General features: G+C 60.9%; 19 protein-coding genes and 1 other RNA gene. 12 read left to right on the top strand and 8 right to left on the bottom strand.

Going from position 1 to position 23249, the window contains the following annotated elements; all coding sequences use genetic code 11:
* Window positions 1-35: 35 nt before the first annotated feature.
* Genes sufS through sufA form a run of 5 tightly spaced genes read right to left on the bottom strand, consistent with a single transcriptional unit; the run spans window position 36 to window position 5192 of the window.
* Window positions 36-1262, bottom strand: a complete 1227-nt coding sequence (gene sufS / locus ACJ8IP_RS02615) for a cysteine desulfurase SufS (protein WP_164057526.1) — start codon at window positions 1260-1262, stop codon at window positions 36-38.
* On the bottom strand, window positions 1259-2545 hold the full coding sequence (gene sufD, locus ACJ8IP_RS02610; protein ID WP_099782859.1) for a Fe-S cluster assembly protein SufD: 1287 nt from the start codon (window positions 2543-2545) through the stop codon (window positions 1259-1261). Before sufD ends, sufS begins: the two co-directional genes overlap by 4 nt.
* On the bottom strand, window positions 2520-3266 hold the full coding sequence (sufC, locus tag ACJ8IP_RS02605; protein ID WP_016927936.1) for a Fe-S cluster assembly ATPase SufC: 747 nt from the start codon (window positions 3264-3266) through the stop codon (window positions 2520-2522). The genes sufD and sufC overlap by 26 nt, the downstream gene beginning before the upstream one ends.
* A 43-nt stretch (window positions 3267-3309) precedes the next feature.
* Window positions 3310-4806 (bottom strand): Fe-S cluster assembly protein SufB, encoded by a 1497-nt coding sequence (gene sufB, locus ACJ8IP_RS02600; RefSeq protein WP_004931367.1) that lies wholly within the window; start codon window positions 4804-4806, stop codon window positions 3310-3312.
* Between the two features lie 14 nt (window positions 4807-4820).
* Window positions 4821-5192, bottom strand: coding sequence for a Fe-S cluster assembly scaffold SufA (sufA, locus tag ACJ8IP_RS02595; RefSeq protein ID WP_047575995.1), 372 nt, complete (start codon window positions 5190-5192; stop codon window positions 4821-4823).
* A 526-nt stretch (window positions 5193-5718) separates the two neighbouring features.
* Between sufA and ACJ8IP_RS02590 the strand changes: the two genes are divergently transcribed.
* Window positions 5719-6123: a hypothetical protein gene (locus ACJ8IP_RS02590; RefSeq protein WP_004931369.1), complete on the top strand. Its 405-nt coding sequence runs from the start codon at window positions 5719-5721 to the stop codon at window positions 6121-6123.
* Window positions 6124-6168: 45 nt separating this feature from the next.
* On the opposite strand, the gene menI is transcribed toward ACJ8IP_RS02590, so the two are convergent.
* Both menI and ydiJ read right to left on the bottom strand, forming a co-directional pair.
* Complete coding sequence (gene menI, locus ACJ8IP_RS02585) at window positions 6169-6585, bottom strand: 1,4-dihydroxy-2-naphthoyl-CoA hydrolase (protein WP_016927938.1); 417 nt, start codon at window positions 6583-6585, stop codon at window positions 6169-6171.
* Window positions 6582-9638: a D-2-hydroxyglutarate dehydrogenase YdiJ gene (ydiJ, locus tag ACJ8IP_RS02580; RefSeq protein ID WP_442524295.1), complete on the bottom strand. Its 3057-nt coding sequence runs from the start codon at window positions 9636-9638 to the stop codon at window positions 6582-6584. Before ydiJ ends, menI begins: the two co-directional genes overlap by 4 nt.
* Before the next feature lie 245 nt (window positions 9639-9883).
* Between ydiJ and ydiK the strand changes: the two genes are divergently transcribed.
* Window positions 9884-10984, top strand: coding sequence for an AI-2E family transporter YdiK (gene ydiK, locus ACJ8IP_RS02575; protein WP_042784360.1), 1101 nt, complete (start codon window positions 9884-9886; stop codon window positions 10982-10984).
* 260 nt (window positions 10985-11244) lie between these two features.
* Window positions 11245-11354, top strand: an RNA gene (rprA, locus tag ACJ8IP_RS02570) — antisense sRNA RprA.
* A gap of 109 nt (window positions 11355-11463) precedes the next feature.
* On the opposite strand, the gene ppsA is transcribed toward rprA, so the two are convergent.
* The gene (gene ppsA, locus ACJ8IP_RS02565) at window positions 11464-13842 is read right to left on the bottom strand and encodes a phosphoenolpyruvate synthase (RefSeq protein WP_033642901.1); all 2379 of its coding nucleotides are present in this window, start codon (window positions 13840-13842) and stop codon (window positions 11464-11466) included.
* Window positions 13843-14300: 458 nt separating this feature from the next.
* Between ppsA and ppsR the strand changes: the two genes are divergently transcribed.
* The 9 genes from ppsR to ACJ8IP_RS02520 all read left to right on the top strand — a co-directional run bounded on the left by ppsR (window position 14301) and on the right by ACJ8IP_RS02520 (window position 23242).
* The gene (gene ppsR, locus ACJ8IP_RS02560) at window positions 14301-15161 is read left to right on the top strand and encodes a posphoenolpyruvate synthetase regulatory kinase/phosphorylase PpsR (RefSeq protein ID WP_160880175.1); all 861 of its coding nucleotides are present in this window, start codon (window positions 14301-14303) and stop codon (window positions 15159-15161) included.
* A 196-nt stretch (window positions 15162-15357) separates the two neighbouring features.
* The gene (locus ACJ8IP_RS02555) at window positions 15358-16404 is read left to right on the top strand and encodes a 3-deoxy-7-phosphoheptulonate synthase (protein ID WP_033642899.1); all 1047 of its coding nucleotides are present in this window, start codon (window positions 15358-15360) and stop codon (window positions 16402-16404) included.
* Window positions 16405-16509: 105 nt separating this feature from the next.
* A complete protein-coding gene (locus tag ACJ8IP_RS02550) occupies window positions 16510-16995 on the top strand; it encodes a glutathione peroxidase (RefSeq protein ID WP_033642898.1) in 486 nt (161 codons plus the stop codon).
* A 172-nt stretch (window positions 16996-17167) separates the two neighbouring features.
* Window positions 17168-17350 carry a hemin uptake protein HemP gene (hemP, locus tag ACJ8IP_RS02545; RefSeq protein ID WP_016927944.1) on the top strand — a complete coding sequence of 61 codons (183 nt, stop codon included), beginning with the start codon at window positions 17168-17170 and terminating at the stop codon, window positions 17348-17350.
* 94 nt (window positions 17351-17444) lie between these two features.
* Window positions 17445-19529, top strand: coding sequence for a TonB-dependent hemoglobin/transferrin/lactoferrin family receptor (locus tag ACJ8IP_RS02540; RefSeq protein ID WP_442524294.1), 2085 nt, complete (start codon window positions 17445-17447; stop codon window positions 19527-19529).
* Between the two features lie 66 nt (window positions 19530-19595).
* The gene (locus tag ACJ8IP_RS02535) at window positions 19596-20633 is read left to right on the top strand and encodes a hemin-degrading factor (RefSeq protein ID WP_033642896.1); all 1038 of its coding nucleotides are present in this window, start codon (window positions 19596-19598) and stop codon (window positions 20631-20633) included.
* The gene (locus ACJ8IP_RS02530; protein WP_442524293.1) at window positions 20630-21460 is read left to right on the top strand and encodes a heme/hemin ABC transporter substrate-binding protein; all 831 of its coding nucleotides are present in this window, start codon (window positions 20630-20632) and stop codon (window positions 21458-21460) included. Before ACJ8IP_RS02535 ends, ACJ8IP_RS02530 begins: the two co-directional genes overlap by 4 nt.
* The gene (locus ACJ8IP_RS02525; RefSeq protein WP_042784355.1) at window positions 21460-22464 is read left to right on the top strand and encodes a FecCD family ABC transporter permease; all 1005 of its coding nucleotides are present in this window, start codon (window positions 21460-21462) and stop codon (window positions 22462-22464) included. Before ACJ8IP_RS02530 ends, ACJ8IP_RS02525 begins: the two co-directional genes overlap by 1 nt.
* Window positions 22457-23242 carry a heme ABC transporter ATP-binding protein gene (locus ACJ8IP_RS02520; RefSeq protein WP_033642893.1) on the top strand — a complete coding sequence of 262 codons (786 nt, stop codon included), beginning with the start codon at window positions 22457-22459 and terminating at the stop codon, window positions 23240-23242. Before ACJ8IP_RS02525 ends, ACJ8IP_RS02520 begins: the two co-directional genes overlap by 8 nt.
* The last annotated feature ends 7 nt before the right edge of the window (window positions 23243-23249 follow it).

Below are 23249 nucleotides of genomic sequence, written 5' to 3'. Positions count from 1 at the left end.
GGGGATCCTTTTGTACCGCCGAGGACGCGCCCCGGCTAGCCTAACAGCTGATGAATGCGTTGCAGCCCGGCCACCAGCCGGTCCACCTCTTCGCGGGTATTATATAACGCCAGCGACGCGCGGCACATGCTCGGCACCTGATAAAACGCCATCAGCGGCATGGCGCAATGGTGGCCGGTGCGAATGGCGATGCCGTATTGATCGAGGAAGCTGCCGACGTCATAGGCATGGTGTTCCCCCAAATTGAAGGCGATCACCCCGGCCCGATGCGCCGGACCATAGATTTTCAGCGTCGGCACCTGCTTGAGCGCCTCAAGCGCGTAATGCATCAGCGACTGTTCATAATCGCGGATCGCATTCAGCCCCAGGGCTTCGACGTAATCGAACGCCGCGCCCAGCCCCATGATGCCGGCGGTATTCGGCGAACCGGCCTCGAAGCGCCAGGGCGGATCGGCGAAGGTGGTGCCCGCCGTCAGGCTGACCTGACGGATCATCGAACCGCCCCCTTCCCACGGCGGCATCTGCTGCAGGAGCGCCTGGCGCCCATACAGCATGCCGATGCCGGAAGGGCCATACAGCTTATGGCCGGAAAACACGTAGAAATCGCAGTCCAGCGCCTGAACATCGACGCGCTGGTGCATCACCGCCTGCGCGCCGTCCACCAGCACAGTCAGATCCGGCGCCAGGGCTCTGGCGCGGGCGATGATGTCGCGCACCGGGTTGACGGTGCCCAGCACGTTGGAGACCTCGGTCAGCGCCAGCAGTTTACAGGACGCGTCGATCAGTTCCGGCAACCGCGCCAGATCCAGCGTGCCGTCGGTCTGCAGCGGCCAAACCCGCAGCTGCAGACCGCGCTCCTGCGCCAGCATCTGCCAGGGCACGATGTTGGCGTGGTGCTCCATCTCGGTGATGAGAATCGCGTCGCCCGGCTGCAGCCGGTGGCGGCCAAAGCTGTTGGCCACCAGGTTAATGCCTTCGGTGGTGCCCTTGACGAACACCATCTCTTCCGCCGAGGCGGCGTTGATAAAGCGCGCCGCCTGTTCCCGCACCGCTTCCATCTGCTGAGTCGCCTCGGCGCTCAGGGTGTGGATGCCGCGATGCACCGCGGCATAGCCGTGGCGATAGAAATCCAGTTCGCGGTCGATCACCGTCTGCGGTTTCTGCGCGCTGGCGGCGCTGTCGAGGTAGGCCAGCGGTTGGCCGTTCACCTCGCGCGCCAGCAGCGGGAAGTCACCACGCACGCGTTCAATCGGATAACTCATGCAGCCTCCCCCGGCAGGCGCTGGGCGATGCGCGCCAGCACCCGTTCCCGGATGGTGTCGTTGGCGATGCCTTCGGTCAGCTCGGCGGCGAAGGCGAAGATAATCATCTGCTGCGCCGCGCGTTTGTCGATGCCGCGCGACTGCAGATAAAACAGCTGTTCTTCATCGATACGCCCCACGGTGGCGCCGTGGCTGCACTTGACGTCGTCAGCGTAGATCTCCAGCTGCGGCTTGGTATCCACTTCCGCCACTTTCCCCAACAACAGATTGTGGTTGGTCATCTGCCCGTCGGTTTTGATGGCGTGTTTGGCCACTTTGATCATGCCGTTGAACACCGCTTTGCCGCGATCGCTGACCACGGTTTTATGCAGCTGGCGGCTTTCGCAGTAGCCCTTGTTGTGTTCCAGATAGGTGCGGGTATCGCAGATCTCCTTGCCCACCGGCAGCACCAGGCTGTTGATCACCAGATTGGCGCCTTCGCCGTTCAGCTGCGCGCTGGTGTTGTGGCGCGTCAGGCCTGCGCCCAACAGGAAGCTGTCGCTTTTCACCCGCGCGTCGCGGCCGATGACCAGATCGTTATGGGCAAAGTGGTAGCTCGGCCGGCTTTCAAACGCCAGCTTGCAGTGCAACAGCCCGGCGTTGTCCGCCACGTTGGCGGTCAGGCGCGCGCCGGTAAAGTGCGCGGCCTCGCCCAGGCTGACATAGTGTTCAATCACTTCCGCCTCGGCCCCGCGCCCGATCTCCAGATGATGACGATGATGCACGGTATTCACTTCCCCCGTCACGCCGCGGCCGCTGCTGATATGCAGCAGGTACAGCGGCCGTGTGGGGGCTTTGCCGGCCGGCAGACGGATCAGGCTGGTTTCCTGCGCCAGGCTTTCGGTCAGATGCAGGAAGACTTCGGGCTGAATGGGCTCCGGCAGCGCCTGCGGCGTGCCGTAGGCGGTCAGCTCGAACTGGTAGTCGCCCAGATCGCCATCGCTGAGCGCGGCACTGTAGCGGCCATCGATAAACACCAGCCGGCAGGCGTCGATACCGAGCGCCAGCGCCTCGAGCTGCGCGGCGTTCACGGATGCGGGCTGCGGCTCAAGGAATTGCTGCTCCAGCAGCCCCTCGAGCGGCGTGTATTTCCAGTTCTCATGTTTGCGCGTCGGCCAGCCGAGTCTCAGCGCCTGCTGCCAGTGCGCCAGCGCATGGGGCGAACGCTCGCCGCCGCGGCCTTCGAACAGACGATACAGCTGCTGCAACGCGTTGGCGTTACTGTTGGTCGGTAAGCCAGCCATAGCCTTGCTCCTCCAACTGTTTCACCAGCGAGAAATCGCCGGATTTGACGATGCGCCCCTGGGACAGCACGTGTACGTAATCCGGCTGGATGTAGTCCAAAATGCGCTGGTAGTGCGTGACGATGATAAAGGCGCGCTTGCCGTCCCGCAGCGAGTTGACGCCGTTGGCGACGATTTTCAGCGCGTCGATATCCAGACCGGAATCGGTTTCATCGAGAATGCACAGATCCGGCTCCAGCGCCGCCATCTGCAGAATGTCGTTGCGCTTTTTCTCGCCGCCGGAGAAACCGACGTTGACCGAACGCGTCAGCAGATCGGCCGGCATATCCAGCAGTGCGATCTTCTCTTCGATGAAATCGGCGAAGTCAAAGCGATCCAGCGGCTCCTGTTCGCGGTATTTGCGCACCGCGTTGACCGACGTCTGCAGGAAAAAGTGGTTGCTGACGCCGGGGATCTCCACCGGGTACTGGAACGCCAGGAACACGCCTTCGCCCGCGCGATCTTCCGGATCCAACTCCAGCAGGTCCTTGCCCTTGAAGGTGACTTCCCCTTCGGTCACTTCGTACTCTTCACGCCCGGCCAGCGTGGCGGACAGCGTGCTCTTGCCCGAGCCGTTCGGCCCCATGATGGCGTGCACTTCGCCCGGTTTGATCTCCAGATCCAATCCCTTGAGGATCTCGTTGCCTTCCACGCTGACTTTCAAATTCTTGATGCTTAACATGCTGTGTCCTCAGATAGCGCCGACGGCGCTAAAAATGCGGCGATTAGCCCACGCTGTGTTCCAGGCTGATGGCCAAAAGTTTCTGCGCCTCGACGGCGAACTCCAGCGGCAGCTCGGAGAAAACGTCCTTGCAGAAACCGTTGACGATCATCGAAATGGCGTCATCCTCGCTGATGCCCCGCTGCAGGCAGTAGAACAGCTGGTCGTCGCCAATCTTCGAGGTGGTGGCTTCGTGCTCCAGCTGCGCGCTGTTGTTGCGCGCTTCAACGTAAGGGAACGTGTGGGCGCCGCTGTCCGGCCCGATCAGCATCGAGTCGCACTGGGTAAAGTTACGGGCGTTTTCCGCCCCCGGCAGGATTTTCACCAGGCCGCGATAGGTGTTCTCGCTGTGGCCGGCGGAAATGCCTTTGGCGATGATGGTCGACCTGGTGTTTTTGCCGATGTGGATCATCTTGGTGCCGGTGTCCGCCTGCTGATGGCCGCTGGTCAGCGCCACCGAGAAGAATTCGCCGATCGAATTGTCGCCCTGCAGGATCACGCTCGGGTATTTCCAGGTGATGGCCGAGCCGGTTTCCGACTGGGTCCAGGACATTTTCGAGCCGGCGCCTTCGCACAGCGCGCGCTTGGTGACGAAGTTGAGGATGCCGCCCTTGCTCTCGCCGCCGGAGAACCAGTTCTGCACCGTCGAGTATTTCACTTCGGCGTCTTTATGCAGGATCACTTCCACCACCGCCGCGTGCAGCTGATAGCTGTCGCGCACCGGGGCGGAACAGCCTTCGATGTAGCTGACGTAGCTGCCTTCGTCGGCGATCAGAATGGTGCGCTCGAACTGGCCGGTTTTGGCGGCGTTGATACGGAAATAGGTCGACAGCTCCATCGGGCAGCGCACGCCCTTCGGCACGTAGACGAAGGTGCCGTCGGAGGCCACCGCGGCGTTCAGCGCGGCGAAGAAATTATCGTTGGACGGCACCACGCGCCCCAGATACTGGCGCACCAGATCCGGGTATTCCTGGATCGCTTCGCCGAACGAGCAGAAGATCACCCCGCTCTCCGCCAGTTTTTCACGGTAAGTGGTGGCGACCGAGACCGAGTCGAAGATAGCGTCCACCGCCACCTCGCTGCCCTCGCGCACCGGCACGCCGAGCTGGTTAAACGCCAGCTCCACTTCGCTGGTCAGGTAATCTTTTTCCGTCGCCGCGCCCGGTTGCTGCTCGGCGCCGGGCTGCGAACCGCAGGCGTCGTCGCAGCTGCCGCAGGACGGCGCCGAATAGTAACTGTAGTCCTGGTAGTTAAGGCGTTCGTAATTGGCCTTCAGCCAGTGCGGCTCTTCCATCTGCAGCCAGGCGCGGTAGGCCTCGAGGCGGAATTCCAGCATCCACTCGGGTTCGTTGCGCTTGGCCGAAATGGCGCGCACCACCTCTTCGTTGATGCCCTTGGCCAACTCATCGGTTGCCAGCTGGGTGAAGAAACCTTCTTTGTAGCGACCTTCGCTGACCCAAGCCTGCACTTCATTAGGCATTTCTACATTGCTTCGTGTCATGTTGATTGCATCGCTCAAACGCCAAAACTCTCGCCGCACCCGCAGGCATGCTGAGCTTTAGGGTTATTGAATTTGAATATCTGATTCAGCCCTTCGCGGACATAATCTACCGTGGTGCCGTCAATAAACGGCATCGCCTTCAGCGGTACATAGAGTTTGGCGCCGTCGCGCTCAAACAGCAGATCGTCACCGGCGGGTTCGCGGGTCAGATCCAGCACATAGGCAAAACCGGCGCAGCCGGATTGTTTTACCCCTAGCTGCAGCCCTTTCACCTGCGGATCCTGCTGCATCAGTTTCGTTATTTGTCGTACGGCGCTGTCGCTGAGCGAAATGCCTTGCCAGACATTCTCGTCCAAAGAAAAAGTGCCGACATTTTCCGTTTGCATAGGGTTTACCTCACACTCGTGTTTGGCCACAGCCAATCTGGGTTACTTATATGTTAGTGATAACGATTATCACTTCAACCGTTTGTTTTGCGGGGGTATCCGCCGCGAGCGCGGTTTTTCGCTGCGGCGTGCGGCAAGCCAGCGGGACATCCGTGGCGGCTTGCGGCGTGTGGCGGCAAGGCGTGCATGCTATCCCTATGAATTTGTTCTTTATCCTGCATCACCGTACCGCACTCCCCGGTGGCCCGTCAGCGTTACAGCGCCGCCGTGCGTTGCCGATCTAAACATTCATAGAAAATACCTATTTCTGCATTCTGTCTGTCGTAAATGTGCGTTTATCGGCATTTTGCGCCGCGGCGCAAGGCGCGGCCTTTAAGTTAAAGTTTAGTCGCTCTGGGTTAAGTTGGGCCGTCGATGGCCTTTTACCCCCCATGGAATGAAAAAACGCCGCCACGGGGATTGATCGGCAACGCGGCAGTTTATATGATAATGATTATCATTCAATTTGAATTTGAGCGCGAAGCCAATGACTCTTTCGATCAACGCATGGTTGCTGGGCAAGATTGATGACTACAAATTCAGCGTGCGCGACGCCACGGTGGACTTTTATATGGCCGAAGCGGCGCTGCGCCGCCCGGAATGCAATATTGATCATCTGAAGCGGTACAACAGCGTCAGCCTCACCATGGCCAATCTGTGCCTGGAGAACGGCGATGATGACAGCTATCTGCACGCGCTCAGCAAGCTGCACAACCGGCTGATCGTCGAGATCAACAATCCGCAGCGCTGCCAGCTGTTTCGGGTGCAAAGCTACCACTTCGCCCGCCACACGCTGACGCTGATCTGCCAAAAATATGCGATGGAAGGCACCTGGGAGAAGGCGAACGCGTTTCAGAAGGACTTCGTCAAACGCGTGCCGTTTCAGCTGTAAAACGAAGCGCTCCGCAGGCCGATCGCCTGCGGAAACCGGCGGGGATCAGTCGATGACCGCCGTGGTCAGACGCGAGGTGCAGCACAGCCGATCGCGCGCGTCGAAGATCTCTATCTGCCACACCTGATGACGGCGGCCAACGTGCAGCGCGCGGCACACCCCGCGCACCTGGCCATCGAACACCGCCCGCAGGTGGTTGGCGTTGATCTCCAGCCCCACCACCTTCTGTTCGCCTTCGCTGCACAGGTAGCCGGCCATCGATCCCATCGATTCCGCCAGCACCACCGACGCCCCGCCGTGCAACAGCCCGAACGGCTGCCGGGTGCGGCCGTCCACCGGCATGGTGGCCTCCAGGAAATCCTCGCCCAGCTGAGTAAACTCGATGCCCACATGGCTGACCATGCAGCCGTCGCCGGCGCGGTTCAGCTGCTCCAGCGATGTTTCACGTTTCCACAATTTCACTCAATCATCTCCAGAAGTGCCTGTAATGGGTGGCGCACGCCATTGCCCTCGATGCGTTTCACCTGGCTGCGGCAGGAATAACCGGTCGCCAGGCAGCGCTGACGCGGCAAACGCTGCAGCGTCGGATGCCATGATAGCTCATAAATGCCGAGCGAGTTTTGCAGGTTCTTGGCTTCATGGCCGTAAGTGCCGGCCATGCCGCAGCAGCCGACGCTGACGTTCTCCAGTTTGGCGCCGAAGCGGGCGAAGATCGCCGCCCACTGTTGGCCGCTGGCCGGCAGCGCGGTGGTTTCGGTGCAGTGACCGAACAGATACCAGGGTTCGCCGGTCGCCGGCTGTTCGGCGCGATCCGCGATCCGCTGTTGCAACCATTCATGCACCAGCTGCACCTGAAAATCGCCGCGCTCGGCGCCGAGGATCTCGCGGTATTCGTCGCGATAGCACAGCACCAGCGCCGGATCGACGCCCACCAGCGGCATGCCGAGCTGCGCCACGCGGTTGAGGAAATCGGCGGTTTTGCGCGCGGTGCGGGCGAACCGCGTCAGGAAGCCCTTCACATGCTGCGCCTTGCCGTTCGGCGAGAACGGCAGCAGCACCGGTTTATAACCGAGCTTTTCCACCAGCCGGACGAAATCCGCCACCACTTTGGCGTCGTAATAGCTGGTGAACGGATCCTGAACAATCAGCACGTGTTCTTCACGTTGCTCGGCGTTCAACCCTTCCAACTGTTCCAGCGTCAGCGTGGTCGCCCGGTGGCCTGACAGCTGCTGACGCAGCGTCGGGCTGGACAACAGCGGCAGATCGACCATGCCGACGGCGTTGCGGCTCATCTCCCGCAGCCACGGCTGGCGGAAGAAGAAGTTGAACACCTTCGGCGCGCGGGCCATCAACGGGGTATAGCTCTCTACGCCGGCGACCATGTAGTCGCTCACCGGGCGCAGGTAGCGGGTATGGTAAAGCTGCAGGAAGCGCGAACGGAACCCCGGCACGTCAATTTTGATCGGGCACTGGGTGGAACAGGCCTTGCAGGCCAGACAGCCGGACATCGCCTCTTTCACTTCGTGCGAAAAGTCGTACTCGCCCTTGCCGGCATGCCAGCTGTTGCGGGTTTTCTCGATTAGACCGCGCAAGCTGAGGCGCTGCTGCGGCAGCTGTTTCTCCAGCGCCAACGGATCGACGCCCTGCTCGGCCAACAGACGCAGCCACTCGCGCACCAGCGTCGCCCGCCCTTTCGGCGAATGAATGCGGTTGCCGCTGATCTTCATCGACGGGCACATCGGGCTGCGCACGTCGAAGTTGAAGCACAGGCCGTTGCCGTTACACTCCAGCGCGCCGCGGAACGAGGTGCGCACCTCGACCGGGATCTGGCGATCGAAGGTGCCGCGTTTGACCGCATCCACCTGCATCATCGGCGCATCCACCGCCAGCGGCGCACAGATCTTGCCCGGGTTAAGACGGTTATCCGGATCGAACGCCGTCTTGATGCGGCGCAGCTCCTCGTACAGCGTTTCCCCGAAGAATTCAGGGCTGTACTCGGCGCGGAACCCCTTGCCGTGCTCGCCCCACAGCAGGCCGCCGTATTTGGCGGTGAGCGCCACCACCCGATCGGAGATCTGCTTCATCAGCACTTCCTGCTGGGGGTCGCACATGTCGAGCGCCGGACGCACGTGCAGCACCCCGGCATCGACGTGGCCGAACATGCCATAGCTCAGATTGTGGTCGTCGAGCAGTTGGCGGAACTCGACGATATAGTCCGCCAGGTGCTGCGGCGGCACGCAAGTATCCTCGGCGAACGGGATCGGCTTGGCGCGCCCTTTGGCATTGCCCAGCAGCCCGACCGCCTTCTTGCGCATGTTGTAAATGCGCTCGATGCCCGCCAGGTCGCCGCAGATCTGGTACCCGATCACGCCGGCCTGCCGCTGGGCGATCAGTTCATCCAGCCGTTGGCACAGGGTCTCCATCTGGCCGTCGATCAGCGCGCGATCGTCGCCGGCGAATTCGACGATGTTCAGCCCAAGCATCTCTTTGTCCGGCACGTCGGCGATCAGTTCGCTTACCGAATGCCAAACAATATCTTCACGCGCCAGATTCAGCACCTTGGAGTCGATGGTTTCCACAGACAGCGCCTTGGCCTCAACCATAAAGGGCGCATTGCGCAGCGCCGAGTCGAAGGAGTCGTATTTCACGTTAACCAGACGACGCACCTTCGGCAGCGGCGTAATGTCCAGCCGCGCTTCGGTGATAAAGGCCAGCGTGCCTTCCGCACCGGTGAGGATGCGCGTCAGATCAAAGGTTTGCAGATCGTCGCTCAGCACGTGGCGCAGATCGTAACCGGTGAGGAAGCGGTTGAGTTTGGGGAATTTTTCCACGATCAGCGCGCGCTGCTCGCGGCAGCGATTCAGCACCGTGCGGTAGATGCGCCCTTCAGCGGTCTCTTCCAGGGCAATCGTTTCCGCCAGCGCCGTCGGCATGGCGCGGGTGTCGATCATCTCGCCGCCCAGCAGCACCGCCCGCAGGCCCAATACGTGATCGGAGGTTTTACCGTATACCAGCGAGCCCTGGCCGGAGGCGTCGGTGTTGATCATGCCGCCCAAGGTGGCGCGGTTGCTGGTGGACAGTTCCGGCGAGAAGAAGTAGCCGAACGGCCGCAAATATTGATTCAGCTGATCCTTGATGACCCCGGCTTCGACTTTCACCCAGCCCTGTTCGACGTTGATCTCCAGAATGCGGTTCATATGACGCGACATATCGACCACGATGCCGGTATTGAGCGACTGACCGTTGGTGCCGGTGCCGCCGCCGCGCGGGCTGAAGGTCAGCGTATTGAAACGCTCTTCCCCCGCCAGGCGGGCGATCAGCGCCACGTCGGCGGTGGAACGGGGAAACACCACCGCATCGGGCAACAGCTGGTAAATGCTGTTGTCGGTGGCCATCGTCAGCCGGTCGGCGTAGCTGGTGGCGGTATCGCCGTTGAATCCGTTTTGCTTCAGTGCTTCCAAAAAGTCGAGCACCCGTTGAACGAGGCCGGGCGCCTGAGAAATCTGTGGGATCATTCGCTTTTTTGACCCTGTCCGTCTATTTTTTATGCGCTGATGTACGCTGAATCGGGCCTTTAATTCAGACCCACCCTATTTTTTAGTGACACTAAAAACTAACATACTCGTTTAGTGAAGGCATTCACATTATTACCGCCCTGCGAGCGCCGCCACAGGCGGCCGCCCGGCGGTGATAAACCGACAGACAGGCACCCCGATTCGCCGGTGCCAGGGATTTAATTGACCAGGATGAGAACCCACTGATGCCACTCCCGCAATCGCGTTACGACTTACCGCGAATTATTTTCGGCGTGCTGTTTATCGCCATCATGATCGTCGCCTGTTTCTGGGTGATCCAACCGTTTATTCTCGGCTTCGCCTGGGCGGGCATGGTGGTCATCGCCACCTGGCCGCTGCTGCTCAAACTGCAAAAGCTGCTGTGGGGCCGCCGCTCGCTGGCGGTGCTGGTCATGACCCTGCTGTTGATCCTGCTGTTCATTCTGCCCATCTCCCTGCTGATCAGCAGCGTGGTGGATAACAGCGCGCCGTTGATCGCCTGGGCCAGCTCGCCAGGCAAGCTGCATATTCCCGATCTCGCCTGGCTGCAATCCGTCCCGATGATCGGCGACAAGCTCTATACCAGCTACCATACGCTGGTTAACGCCGGCGGCGCCGCGCTGCTGGCGAAGGTACAGCCATACTTCGGCCAGACCGCCACCTGGTTCGTGGCGCAGGCGGCGCATATCGGCCGCCTGCTGCTGCACTGCGCGCTGATGCTGCTGTTCAGCGCCTTGTTGTACGCGCGCGGCGAACAGGTCGCGCTGGGTATCCGTCACTTTGCGGTACGCCTCGGTTCCGCGCGCGGCGATGCGGCGGTGCTGCTGGGCGGCCAGGCGATCCGCGCGGTCGCGCTGGGCGTGGTCGTGACGGCGCTGGTGCAGTCGGTGCTGGGCGGCATCGGTCTGGCGGTAAGCGGCATTCCGGCCGCCACCCTGTTGACGATGCTGATCTTCATCTGCTGTGTGGCGCAATTGGGGCCGCTGTTGGTGCTGGTGCCGGCCATCATTTGGCTGTACTGGCACGGCGACACCACCTGGGGCACTGTGCTGCTGGTCTGGAGCTGCGTGGTGGCCACGCTGGATAACGTGCTGCGCCCGGTGCTGATCCGCATGGGCGCCGATCTGCCGCTGCTGCTGATCCTGTCCGGCGTTATCGGCGGTTTGCTGGCCTTCGGCATGATCGGCCTGTTCATCGGCCCGGTGGTGTTGGCGGTGTCTTATCGCCTGCTGACCGCCTGGATGGATGAAGCGCCGGAGCCGACCACCGCGCCGGAGCAAGTGATCGAAGAACTGGAAAAACGTTAATCGCCCTCCCTTCCGCCCGCATCGCCGGGCGGAAGAGTTTCCCCTCTCACTACGCCTACCTCATTCGGGTAATATCTTCGCCAAATATAATGCCGTTGTTTATTGATTAAGGCGCGGCAAATGGAAAGGTGCAATGTAAATCCGTGTTTGCTGCAAAATGCAAAAAGAGATAACGCCCGCAAATAAATGGTGATACCGCTATCGATTAGGATGATTCTTAATGACTAGTCGCGTTCAAATATCTAGTATTATGGCCATCTATTGCTTCAAATCACTGATTTTAAAGCAACCTTTCTGAACAATGTAATGCCATACATGTGAATTGCTGTGTGTAGTCTTTGCCCATCTCCTACGATGGGCTTTTTTTTATTCTTTTTTCACCAAATTGATTATTTAACGCGCCGTTATTTACATTCAGAAATAAAAAGGCCGCAGCGTAAACTGCGGCCGGGTATTAATGCCTTAGCAGCGCCGAAGCCTTATTTCTTTTTCGACAAGTTGATCCAGGTCTGCACTACGGTATCCGGATTGAGCGACAGGCTATCGATGCCCTGCTCCATCAACCACTCGGCGAAGTCTTCATGGTCGGACGGCCCCTGGCCGCAGATACCGACGTATTTGCCGTGGCGTTTGGCCGCCTGGATCGCCATCGACAGCAGCGCTTTCACCGCGTCGTTGCGTTCGTCGAACAGTTCTGACACCACGCCGGAGTCGCGATCCAACCCCAGCGCCAGCTGGGTCATGTCGTTGGAGCCGATGGAGAAGCCGTCGAAGTGCTCAAGGAACTGATCCGCGAGCAGCGCATTGGACGGGATCTCGCACATCATGATCACTTTCAGCCCGTTTTCGCCACGCTTCAGCCCCTGACGCGCCAGCTCGGCCACCACCGCTTCCGCCTGCGCCACGGTGCGCACGAACGGCACCATGATTTCGACGTTGGTCAGCCCCATTTCGTTACGCACGCGTTTCACCGCTTCGCACTCCAGCGCGAAGCAATCGCGGAAGCTGTCGGCCACGTAGCGGCCGGCCCCGCGGAAGCCCAGCATCGGGTTCTCTTCGTGCGGTTCATACTTGTCGCCGCCCACCAGGTTGGCGTACTCGTTGGATTTGAAGTCGGACAGACGCACGATCACGCGCTTCGGCCAGAAGGCGGCGCCCAGCGTCGCGATCCCTTCGGTCAAACGACCGACGTAGAACTCGACCGGGTGGTCATAGCCCTGCATCAACGCGCGAATTTCGTTTTGCAACGCCGGCGTTTGCTGATCGAACTCCAGCAGCGCGCGCGGGTGCACGCCGATCATGCGGTTGATGATGAATTCCAGCCGCGCCAGGCCCACGCCTTCGTTCGGCAAACGCGCGAAGTCGAAAGCGCGATCCGGGTTGCCGACGTTCATCATGATCTTCAGCGGCAGATCCGGCAGTTCGGTCACTTCGGAGCTCTGCACGCTGAAGTCCAGCATGTCGCTGTAAACGAAGCCGGTGTCGCCTTCCGCACAGGATACGGTGACTTTCTGGCCGTCTTTCAGCACGTCGGTGGCGTGGCCACAGCCCACTACCGCCGGAATGCCCAGCTCACGGGCGATGATCGCCGCGTGGCAGGTGCGCCCGCCGCGGTTGGTGACGATCGCAGCGGCCTTCTTCATGATCGGCTCCCAGTCCGGGTCGGTCATGTCGGTCACCAGCACGTCGCCCGGCTGGATGCGATCCATTTCGCTGATATCGTGAATCACTTTCACCGGACCGGCGCCGATGCGATGACCGATGGCGCGGCCTTCCACCAGCACCGGGCTGGAGCCGTTCAGCTGATAGCGTTCCATGGTCTGTTCGTTGGAGCGAACAGTTTCCGGGCGCGCCTGCACGATCAGCAGTTTGCCGGTATGGCCGTCTTTCGCCCACTCGATATCCATCGGGCGGCCGTAATGTTTTTCGATCAGGATCGCTTGATGCGCCAGCGCCTGCACTTCGTCATCGGTCAGCGAGAACCGGCTGCGCTGCGCTTCCGGCACGTCTTCGATGCGCACCTGCTTGCCGTGATCCTGCGACGGCGCGTACACCATGCGGATTTTTTTCGAGCCCAGGTTGCGGCGCACGATCGCCGGCTTGCCTTTTTGCAACGTCGGCTTGTGCACATAGAACTCATCCGGGTTCACCGCGCCCTGCACCACCATCTCACCCAGACCGAAGGCGGAGGTGATGAACACCACCTGATCAAAGCCGGACTCGGTGTCGATGGTGAACATCACGCCCGAGGAGGCCAGATCGGAGCGCACCATGCGCTGTACGCCCGCCGACAGCGCGACGCCGCGGTGGTCGTAACCCTGGTGCACGCGATAAGAGATGGCGCGGTCATTGAACAGCGACGCGAACACGTGCTTGATCGCCACCATCACGGCGTCGATGCCCTGCACGTTGAGGAAGGTTTCCTGCTGGCCGGCGAAGGAAGCGTCCGGCATGTCTTCCGCCGTGGCGGAGGAGCGCACCGCAAAGGAGGCTTCCGGTTCGCCGTCGGCGAGCTGTTGGTAAGCCTGATGAATTTCACGCTCGAACTCGGCGTGGAACGGCGTGTCGATCACCCATTGGCGGATCTGGGCACCGGCCTTGGCCAGTTGTGCAACGTCGTCAACGTCAGTCTGATCCAGTAACTGATAGATGCGCTGGTTAACACCGCTTTGTTCGAGGAAATCGTTAAACGCCTGCGCGGTGGTGGCAAAACCGTTCGGCACGGCCACGCCCAAATCGGAAAGATTGGTGATCATTTCACCGAGGGAAGCGTTTTTGCCGCCGACACGGTCAACGTCGTGCATGCCAAGCTGGTTGTACCAAAGCACATTACGCAAGTCTGGGCCATTGTTGGACATCGAGACAATCCTTATTGCTATCAGTAGGGTAAAGACGGATTTAATTCGCTTGCTTTACGGCGCCGCTAAACGCGGAGCCGAATCAGACTAGCACACTGATCCGGGGAAAATGGAAAGGTGAATCGATCAACCCACTGAAGAAAGTGGTTTTTAAGAGAATGTCCTAACCGGCTGATTTGCCTGGGAACCGTTCCCAAACGCACGAAAAGCTTAGTTATCAACAAATTACGTTCTTTTTAAACTTCTTTTTTAATGACCGCGCAAACGCTACCGTTTTTGGTGAAAATAACGGCAAACTCGCGCTTCAGGTGGAAAAGCGCCGCTGGGCCGCACTTTTTATGGCCGCTAATCGCGCTTTCCGCCAGCGCCGCCGCATGGCGGTTTATCGCCCCGCCGTCACAATTTTTTCTCTCGCCCCTTTACCGACGGATCGTCTGCGGCCCATGATATTGACAGTGATGACAGCAGGAACACCGTTTTCAGGTAAGGAGCCTCGGGTGGAAAGAAGCGTTTTTTATATTTCGGATGGTACGGCGATCACCGCCGAAGTGCTGGGACACGCGGTGCTGTCGCAGTTCCCGGTCACGGCGACCACCTATACCCTGCCGTTTGTCGAAACCGAGGCCCGCGCGCGCGCAGTTCGCCAGCAAATCGATGATATTTACCATGAAACCGGCGTGCGCCCGTTGGTGTTTTACTCCATTATCTCGCCGGAAGTGCGCGATGTGATCGTCCAGAGCCAGGGCTTCTGCCAGGATATCGTGCAGGCGCTGGTCGGCCCGCTGCAGGGCGAGCTGGATGTGGAACCGACGCCGGTGCCGAACCGCACCCACGGCCTGACCGCCAGCAATCTCGGCAAGTACGACGCCCGCATCGCCGCCATCGACTATACCCTGGCGCACGATGACGGCATTTCGCTGCGCAACCTCGATCAGGCGCAGGTGATCCTGCTCGGCGTCTCGCGCTGCGGCAAAACCCCCACCAGCCTCTATCTGGCGATGCAGTTCGGCATCCGCGCCGCCAACTACCCGTTTATCGCCGACGATATGGACAATTTGCATCTGCCGGCCTCGCTGAAACCGTTTCAGCATAAATTATTCGGCCTGACCATCGATCCGGAGCGCCTCGCGGCGATCCGTGAAGAACGGCGCGAAAACAGCCGTTACGCCTCCTTGCGCCAGTGCCGCATGGAAATCGCCGAGGTCGAGGCGCTGTTCCGCAAAAACCAGATCCGCTACCTCAACACCACCAACTATTCGGTCGAAGAGATCTCCACCAAAATCCTCGATATCCTCGGCATGAGCCGCCGCATGTTCTGATCTTTCCCCGCGGGGCCATCGCGCCCCGCCGCCTGCCGTTTATTTCAGCAGCAGCTGATTTTTTTGTGCTTTTTTTCGCGGCTTTGATCAACAGAACGCAATCTCTACGGTTGAATTCAGCGCTTTTTGCGTTATTGTGATCGCCATCACTTCCCGGCGCTCCTGCCGCAGAGAAGAACAGTTTCCAGGGAACAACATGCACAAAACAGATGAACTGCGGACCGCGCGCATCGACAGCCTCGTCACGCCGCAAGCGTTGGCGGATAAGCTGCCGATCTCGGCGGCCGTCGCCGATAACGTGACAGCGTCACGTAAACGCATTGAAAAAATCCTTACCGGTGAAGACCGCCGCCTGCTGGTGGTGATCGGCCCCTGCTCCATCCACGATCTCGACGCCGCCGTCGATTACGCCGGCCGGCTGAACGCCCTGCGCGAACGCTACCAGGATCGCCTGGAGATCGTGATGCGCACCTACTTCGAAAAACCGCGCACCGTTGTCGGCTGGAAAGGCCTGATCTCCGATCCGGCGCTGGACGGCACCTTCCAGGTCAACCGCGGCATCGAAATGGCGCGCCGCCTGCTGCTGGAGGTGAACCAGCTCGGCCTGCCGACCGCCACCGAATTCCTGGACATGGTCGTCGGCCAATACATCGCCGATCTGATCAGCTGGGGCGCCATCGGCGCGCGCACCACCGAAAGCCAGATCCACCGTGAAATGGCCTCGGCGCTCTCCTGCCCGGTCGGCTTCAAAAACGGCACCGACGGCAACACCCGCATCGCCATCGACGCCATTCGCGCGGCGCGCGCCGGGCACATGTTCCTGTCGCCGGACAAACATGGTCAGATGACCATCTACCAGACCAGCGGCAACCCGTACGGCCACATCATCATGCGCGGCGGCAAAACGCCGAACTACCACGCCAGCGATATCGCCGCCGCCTGTGACAGCCTGCGTGAATTCGATCTGCCGGAGCACCTGGTGATCGACTTCAGCCATGGCAACTGCCAGAAGATGCATCGCCGTCAGTTGGAAGTGGCCGACAATGTCTGCCAGCAGATCCGCGCCGGCTCTGCCGCCATTACCGGCGTGATGGCGGAAAGCTTCCTGGTGGAAGGCACGCAGAAAATCGTCGCCGGCCAGCCGCTGACCTATGGCCAGTCGATCACCGATCCTTGCCTGAGCTGGTCCGACAGCGAACAGCTGCTGGCAATGCTGGCGGATGCCATCGATAGCCGCTTCTAGCCTATCGCAGGCCGGGGCCACGCCCCGGCTTTATCTCCCCTGTTTCGCTCATCTATACTGATCGCAATCCTTTAATACCCGCCGCAACGCACTGGGAGCCCCGGCATGATTCACTCTCTGTTATCCATCCCCTGCGTCACGCTGCAGGGCGAGCAAAAAACGCTGGGCGATTTCCCGGCGCGCGCTTACCTGGTGGTCAACACCGCCAGCAAGTGCGGCTTCACCCCGCAATACCGCGGGCTGGAAAATTTGTGGCAATACTATCGCGAACGCGGGTTGATGGTGCTCGGCTTCCCTTGCAACCAGTTTGGTTCTCAGGAGCCGGGCAGTCCGCTTGAGATCGCCAATTTTTGCAGCCTCAACTACGGCGTCAGTTTCCCGCTGTTCAACAAAATAGAGGTCAACGGCCCCGGCGCCCATCCGCTGTTCAACGAACTGAAACGCCTGGCGCCCGGCATTCTGGGCAGCCGCCGCATCAAATGGAATTTCACCAAATTCCTGCTCACCGCCGATGGTCAACGTGTCACGCGCTTTGCGCCGATCACCAAACCTGAGCGTCTGTTCGACCGTATCGAAACCCTGCTGAAATAATCCCCTCTTTTTTACGGGCCGAGCGCGTTCGGCCCGTCGCCGGATGTCCGTTCGGCAAAAAGGTTCCATCGGTAAGAAAATTTTCCTTGATGTAACCTTTCCATCACATGATAATGATTCTCAATTTGATATTAATTACCATTTAATGGTCTGTTTTATAAGCACAAAGATGATGGATACTGCCAACACGCCAACTCCCGCCGCCGCGGCCCCGACCGAGCACAGCGCAAACGCGCCGCCCAGCTACGACAGCGCACAGCTGCTCGGCGCCGACGGCATCGCGTTCATTACCCATCAGGGCCAGCGCTATCAACTGCGGCAGACCAAGGCAGGGAAATTGATCCTGACCAAATAACCACAGAATCCTCAAACGCCAGCCACCCCGATCTTGTGATCCAGGCAGCCAGCAAATCTATTGATATGTTTCATTACATACGGAGAGTTGCACCATGCCTCTGACATTTTCCACCCGGCTGCGTTTTTCCGCGTTGAGTCTGGCGATTGCCTGCGCTCTGCCTACGGTGGCCTTGGCACAAAACACCAGCACGACCCCCTCTTCTTCCCCCGCGACGCCGGCCAAAAAAGCCAAAGCCGCTGACGAAACCATGACCGTGGTCGCCACCGGCAATCAGCGCAGCAGCTTTGAAGCGCCGATGATGGTGACGGTCATCGAAGGCAGTTCGCCGGAAAGCCAAACTGCGGGGACCGCTGCCGATATGCTGCGCCGCGTGCCGGGTATTACCGTCACGGGCTCCGGCCGCAGCAATGGGCAGGATCTCATGATGCGCGGTTACGACCGACGCGGCGTGCTGACGCTGGTCGACGGCATCCGCCAGGGCACCGATACCGGCCATATTAACGGCACATTTTTAGATCCTGCGTTGGTGAAACGCATCGAAATCGTGCGCGGCCCTTCTGCCCTGCTGTACGGCAGCGGCGCGCTGGGTGGCGTAGTGTCTTATGAAACTGTCGACGCCGCCGACCTGCTGTTGCCAGGCCACGACAGCGGGTTCCGCGTCTACGGCACCGCCGGCAGCGGCGATCACAGCTTGGGCATGGGCGCCAGCGCCTACGGCAAGACCGATAACCTCGGCGGCCTGCTGTCGTTCGGCACCCGCGACGTCGGCAATCTGCGCCAGGGCAATGGCTTCGATGCCCCCAACGACGAAACCATCAACAACGTGCTGGCCAAAGGCACCTGGAAGATCGACGACAACCAGTCGCTGGGCGGCAACCTTCGTTACTACAACAACAGCGCCCAAGAGCCGAAAAACCCACAAACGCCAGCCAGCTCCGCTGGAAACTTAATGACCGATCGTTCGACGATCCAACGCGACGCGGCTCTGAGTTACAAACTGAAGCCGGTCGGCCAGGATTGGCTGGATGCTGAAGCGAAAGTGTATTACTCGGACGTGAAAATTAACGCGCACGCCAGCGGCAGCGAAGATGAAGCGCGCAAACAAACCACTAAAGGCGCCAAACTCGAAAACCGCACACGCCTGTTTGCAGATACTTTCGCTTCGCACCTGCTGACCTACGGCACCGAGGCTTACAAACAGGAGCAAACGCCGGGCGGAGCGACCGAAAGTTTCCCGCACGCAAAAATCAACTTCGCTTCAGGCTGGCTGCAGGACGAAATCACGCTGCGCGATCTGCCCGTCACCCTGCTCGCCGGCACCCGCTATGACAATTACAAGGGCTCAAGTGACGGCTATGCCGATGTGGATGCGAACAAATGGTCCTCACGCGGCGCAGTCAGCATTACCCCCACCGACTGGCTGATGCTGTTCGGCTCCTATTCTCAGGCGTTCCGCGCACCGACGATGGGTGAGATGTACAACGACTCCAAACACTTCTCCATCCCAATGGGGCCTACCACCATCACCAACTATTGGGTGCCGAACCCTAATTTGAAACCGGAAACCAATGAAACTCAAGAGTACGGATTTGGCCTGCGTTTCGACGATCTGCTGCTCGCCGATGATAGCTTGCAGTTCAAAGCGAGCTATTTCGATACCAAAGCCAAGGATTACATCACAACCGACGTCACCATGGAGCTGGGACGCGGCCCGCGCGGCCCTTACTGCATCAGTTGCACCACCTTCTCGACCAATATCGATCGCGCAAAAATCTGGGGATGGGACGCTACGCTCAGCTATAAAACCTCTTGGTTCGGCTGGGATTTGGCTTATAACCGCACCCGCGGCAAAAATGAAGCGACCGGTGACTGGTTGAGCAGCATCAATCCGGACACCGTCACCAGCTCGCTGGATGTGCCGCTGGGCGAAACCGGTCTGTCCGCCGGTTGGGTCGCCACCTTCGCCGAACGCGCCACCCGCGTGCAGACGGGGACGTCGGAGCAAGGCGGCTACGGGGTTAACGACTTCTATCTGAGCTACAAAGGCCGCGACCGTCTGCAGGGCGTCACCACCACCGTGGTGCTGGGCAACGCCTTCGACAAAGAGTACTACTCGCCGCAGGGCGTCCCGCAGGATGGCCGCAACGCCAAACTGCTGGTCAGCTACCAGTGGTGATCATTTGACTATCTGGCGGACATCCGGTGTGTCCGCCATTCGCATCACAGCGCAGGAGAATCCCGCATGAGCAACACCCTGTACGAACGTTACCAACAGGCTAAAATCGACCATCCCGGCAAATACGCCCGCGACCTGGCGGCGATCCTTGGCGTCAGCGAAGCGGAACTGACGCACGCCCGCGTTGGCCACGACGCCCGCCGCCTGCAGGCCGACGCCCGCACGTTGCTGACCGAACTCGAGCAAGTGGGCGTCACCAAGTCCATCACCCGCAACAGCTATGCGGTGCATGAGCAGATGGGCCGCTACCGCAACCAGCACCTCAACGGCCACGCCGGGCTGATCCTCAACCCGCGCGAGCTGGATCTGCGCCTGTTCCTCAACCACTGGACCAGCGTCTTCGCCATGAGCGAAACCAACAAACGCGGCGTGCGCCACAGCATTCAGTTCTTTGACCCGCAGGGCGATGCGCTGCACAAGGTCTACACCACCGAGGAAACCGATCTGCCGGCCTGGATGGCGCTGGTGGAACGCCACCTGAGCGAAGAAAACCCGGCGCTGGCGCTGCAGCCCGCCGAGGCGGCCACCTCCGATGAAGCCACGCAGGATCAGGCCAAAATCGACGCTGAATGGCGCGCGATGACCGACGTCCACCAGTTCTTCCAGCTACTGAGCCGCAATAAGCTGACGCGCCAGCAGGCCTTCCGCGCCGTCGGCGACGATCTGGCCTATCAGGTGGACAACAGCGCGCTGTCGCAACTGCTGGAGGCGGCGCAGCAACAGCAAAATGAGATCATGATCTTCGTCGGCAACCGTGGCTGCGTGCAGATTTTCACCGGCCAGATCGAACGCTTGATGCCGCAGGAAGGCTGGATCAACGTGTTCAACCGCCGCTTCACGCTGCACCTGATTGAAAACGCCATCGCCGAAAGCTGGATCACCCGCAAACCGACCAAAGACGGCATCGTCACCAGCCTGGAGCTGTTCGCCGCAGATGGCACGCAGATCGCGCAGCTGTATGGCCAGCGCACCGAAGGCCAACCGGAACAAACCCAGTGGCGCGAGCAGGTCGCCGCGCTCGCCGCCAAGGACATCGCCGCATGAAATCCTCCTTGATCCGCCGCCTGGCGTTGATGGTGACGCTGACGCTGCCGCTCACCGCCGCCGCCGCACAGCGCATCGTCTCGATCGGCGGCGACGTGACGGAAATCGCCTTTGCGCTCGGCGCCGGCGACGACGTGATCGCCCGCGACAGCACCAGCCTGCATCCGGAAGCGGTGAAAAAGCTGCCGGACGTCGGCTACATGCGCCAGCTGAACGCCGAAGGCATTCTGGCGCTGAAACCGACGCTGGTGCTGACGACCGAGCTGGCGCAGCCGGCGCTGGTGCTCAAACAACTGGCGGACAGCGGTGTCAAGGTCGTCAGCGTGCCGGGTGACACCACCCTGCAGGCGGTGCCGCAAAAAATCGCCGCGATCGCCGCCGCGCTGCAGCGTGATGAGCAAGGCAAGCAGTTGAGCGAGCGCTATCAACAGCAGCTGGCGGCGGTCGATACCACTCCGCTGCCGGTCAAGGTGCTGTTTGTGATGAGCCACGGCGGCATTACGCCGATGGCGGCCGGGCAACACACCGCCGCCGACGCGGTGATCGCCGCCGCCGGACTGAAAAACGCCATGCAGGGTTTTGACCGCTACCGTCCGCTGTCGCAGGAAGGCGTCATCGCCAGCGCGCCGGATCTGTTGCTGGTCACCACCGACGGCGTACGCACCCTCGGCGGCGAACAGCAACTGTGGACGTTGCCGGGTCTGGCGTTGACGCCGGCAGGCAAGCAGCGTCGCGTGCTGATCGTCGATGACATGACGCTGCTGGGCTTCGGTCTGGAAACGCCGGCGGCGCTGGCCAAACTGCGCCACTCGGCGGAGCAAAAGTAATGCGCTGTCGCACCTCACCTCAGTTAGCCATCATCGGCCTGCTGGTGCTGCTGACGCTGCTGGCGCTGGTCGCCGCTAACCTGGGCGCGCTCACGCTGTCGTTTGGCACCCTGTGGCGCGAACCCTTTAGCGACGCCGCCTGGCACATCTGGCTCAACATTCGTCTGCCGCGCGTGCTGTTGGCGGTGGTGATCGGCTGTGCGCTGGCGGTATCCGGCGCGGTAATGCAGGGGCTGTTCCGCAATCCGCTGGCGGATCCGAGCCTGCTGGGCATCAGCAGCGGCGGCGCGCTGTTTGTCGCGCTGTTCATCGTGATGCCGCTGGCGTTGCCGGTGACGATCGCGTTGTATGGCCACATGCTGGCGGCGTTCCTCGGCAGCCTGCTGGTATCACTGCTGATCTACGGCATCAGCCGCAGCGGGCACGGCAATCTGTCGCGGCTGCTGCTGGCGGGCATCGCGATCAACGCCCTGTGCATGGCGGCCATCGGCGTGCTCTCCTACATCAGCAGCGATCAACAGCTGCGCCAATTCTCGCTGTGGATGATGGGCAGCCTCAGCCAGTCGCAATGGCCGACGCTGGCCGTTTCCGCCTCGCTGATCCTGCCCACGGTGCTGCTGACGCTGCTGCAGGCGCGTCGTCTGAACCTGTTACAGCTGGGGGACGAAGAGGCACACTACCTCGGGGTGAACGTTCAGCGCGCCAAGCTGCAGCTGCTGCTGTTGAGCGCCCTGTTGATCGGCGCGGCGGTGGCGATGAGCGGCGTGATCGGCTTCGTCGGTCTGGTAGTGCCGCATCTGGTGCGCATGCGCCTCGGCGGGGATCACCGCTGGCTGTTGCCCTGCTCCGCCCTGGGCGGCGCCTGCCTGTTACTGGTCAGCGACACGCTGGCGCGCACGCTGGTGGCGCCGGCCGAAATGCCGGTGGGATTGATGACCAGCCTGATCGGCGGCCCTTACTTCTTGTGGCTGGTGATGCGCCAGCGGGAGCGAACCGGTGGATAACGCCGCCAACCTCACGGCCCGGGAGCTGCGCTACAGCCTCGGTACGCGCCGCTTGATCAACGATGTTTCGCTCAGCCTCGCCGGCGGTGAAATGGTGGCGATTATCGGCCCTAACGGCGCCGGCAAATCGACGCTGCTGCGTTTGCTGACCGGCTATTTGACGCCGGACTGCGGCGAATGCCGGCTGCTTGGCCGCCCGCTGGAACACTGGGCGCCGCAGCAGTTGGCCAAAGTCCGAGCCGTGATGCGTCAATACAGCGATCTGGCGTTTCCCTTCAGCGTGGAAGAAGTGGTCAGCATGGGACGCGCGCCGCACGGCAAACGCGACGAGCACCAGGCGATCCAACAGGTGATGGCGCAGACCGATTGCCTGGCGCTGGCGCAGCGCGACTATCGTCAGCTGTCCGGCGGCGAACAGCAGCGGGTGCAACTGGCGCGGGTATTGGCGCAGCTGTGGCAGCCGCAGCCGTCCCCCGCCTGGCTGTTCCTCGACGAGCCGACTTCGGCGCTGGATCTTTACCACCAGCAGCATACCCTGCGCCTGCTGCGCTCGTTGACGCGCCAACAGCCGCTGGGCGTCTGCTGTGTGCTGCACGATCTCAATCTGGCGGCGCTGTACGCCGACCGTATCCTGCTGTTGCATCAGGGGCGCCTGGTGGCGAGCGGCACACCGCAGGAAGTGTTGCAGACGGAAATCCTCACCCGCTGGTACCAGGCCGATCTCGGCGTGATTCATCATCCCGAAGTGTCGTTGCCGCAGGTCTATCTGCGCCAATAAAACGTTC

The sequence above is a fragment of the Serratia sp. CY52157 genome (genome assembly GCF_052168495.1).
GTDB classification, from domain to species: Bacteria; Pseudomonadota; Gammaproteobacteria; order Enterobacterales; family Enterobacteriaceae; genus Serratia; species Serratia ureilytica.
The sequence above is the reverse complement of the archived record's forward strand: the minus strand, read 5'-3'. Positions and strand labels throughout refer to the sequence as shown.

What these genes read in the sequence shown, in the direction of transcription:
- ACJ8IP_RS02525 (WP_042784355.1), top strand. Translation starts at nt 21,460, where the DNA reads ATGCGCTGTCGCACCTCACCTCAGTTAGCCATCATCGGCCTGCTGGTG.
- ppsA (WP_033642901.1), bottom strand. Translation starts at nt 13,842, where the DNA reads ATGTCCAACAATGGCCCAGACTTGCGTAATGTGCTTTGGTACAACCAG.
- sufS (WP_164057526.1), bottom strand. Translation starts at nt 1,262, where the DNA reads ATGAGTTATCCGATTGAACGCGTGCGTGGTGACTTCCCGCTGCTGGCG.
- sufC (WP_016927936.1), bottom strand. Translation starts at nt 3,266, where the DNA reads ATGTTAAGCATCAAGAATTTGAAAGTCAGCGTGGAAGGCAACGAGATC.
- ACJ8IP_RS02590 (WP_004931369.1), top strand. Translation starts at nt 5,719, where the DNA reads ATGACTCTTTCGATCAACGCATGGTTGCTGGGCAAGATTGATGACTAC.
- ACJ8IP_RS02555 (WP_033642899.1), top strand. Translation starts at nt 15,358, where the DNA reads ATGCACAAAACAGATGAACTGCGGACCGCGCGCATCGACAGCCTCGTC.
- ACJ8IP_RS02540 (WP_442524294.1), top strand. Translation starts at nt 17,445, where the DNA reads ATGCCTCTGACATTTTCCACCCGGCTGCGTTTTTCCGCGTTGAGTCTG.
- ACJ8IP_RS02550 (WP_033642898.1), top strand. Translation starts at nt 16,510, where the DNA reads ATGATTCACTCTCTGTTATCCATCCCCTGCGTCACGCTGCAGGGCGAG.
- sufB (WP_004931367.1), bottom strand. Translation starts at nt 4,806, where the DNA reads ATGACACGAAGCAATGTAGAAATGCCTAATGAAGTGCAGGCTTGGGTC.
- sufA (WP_047575995.1), bottom strand. Translation starts at nt 5,192, where the DNA reads ATGCAAACGGAAAATGTCGGCACTTTTTCTTTGGACGAGAATGTCTGG.
- ACJ8IP_RS02535 (WP_033642896.1), top strand. Translation starts at nt 19,596, where the DNA reads ATGAGCAACACCCTGTACGAACGTTACCAACAGGCTAAAATCGACCAT.
- sufD (WP_099782859.1), bottom strand. Translation starts at nt 2,545, where the DNA reads ATGGCTGGCTTACCGACCAACAGTAACGCCAACGCGTTGCAGCAGCTG.
- ppsR (WP_160880175.1), top strand. Translation starts at nt 14,301, where the DNA reads ATGACAGCAGGAACACCGTTTTCAGGTAAGGAGCCTCGGGTGGAAAGA.
- ydiK (WP_042784360.1), top strand. Translation starts at nt 9,884, where the DNA reads ATGCCACTCCCGCAATCGCGTTACGACTTACCGCGAATTATTTTCGGC.
- ACJ8IP_RS02530 (WP_442524293.1), top strand. Translation starts at nt 20,630, where the DNA reads ATGAAATCCTCCTTGATCCGCCGCCTGGCGTTGATGGTGACGCTGACG.
- ydiJ (WP_442524295.1), bottom strand. Translation starts at nt 9,638, where the DNA reads ATGATCCCACAGATTTCTCAGGCGCCCGGCCTCGTTCAACGGGTGCTC.
- hemP (WP_016927944.1), top strand. Translation starts at nt 17,168, where the DNA reads ATGGATACTGCCAACACGCCAACTCCCGCCGCCGCGGCCCCGACCGAG.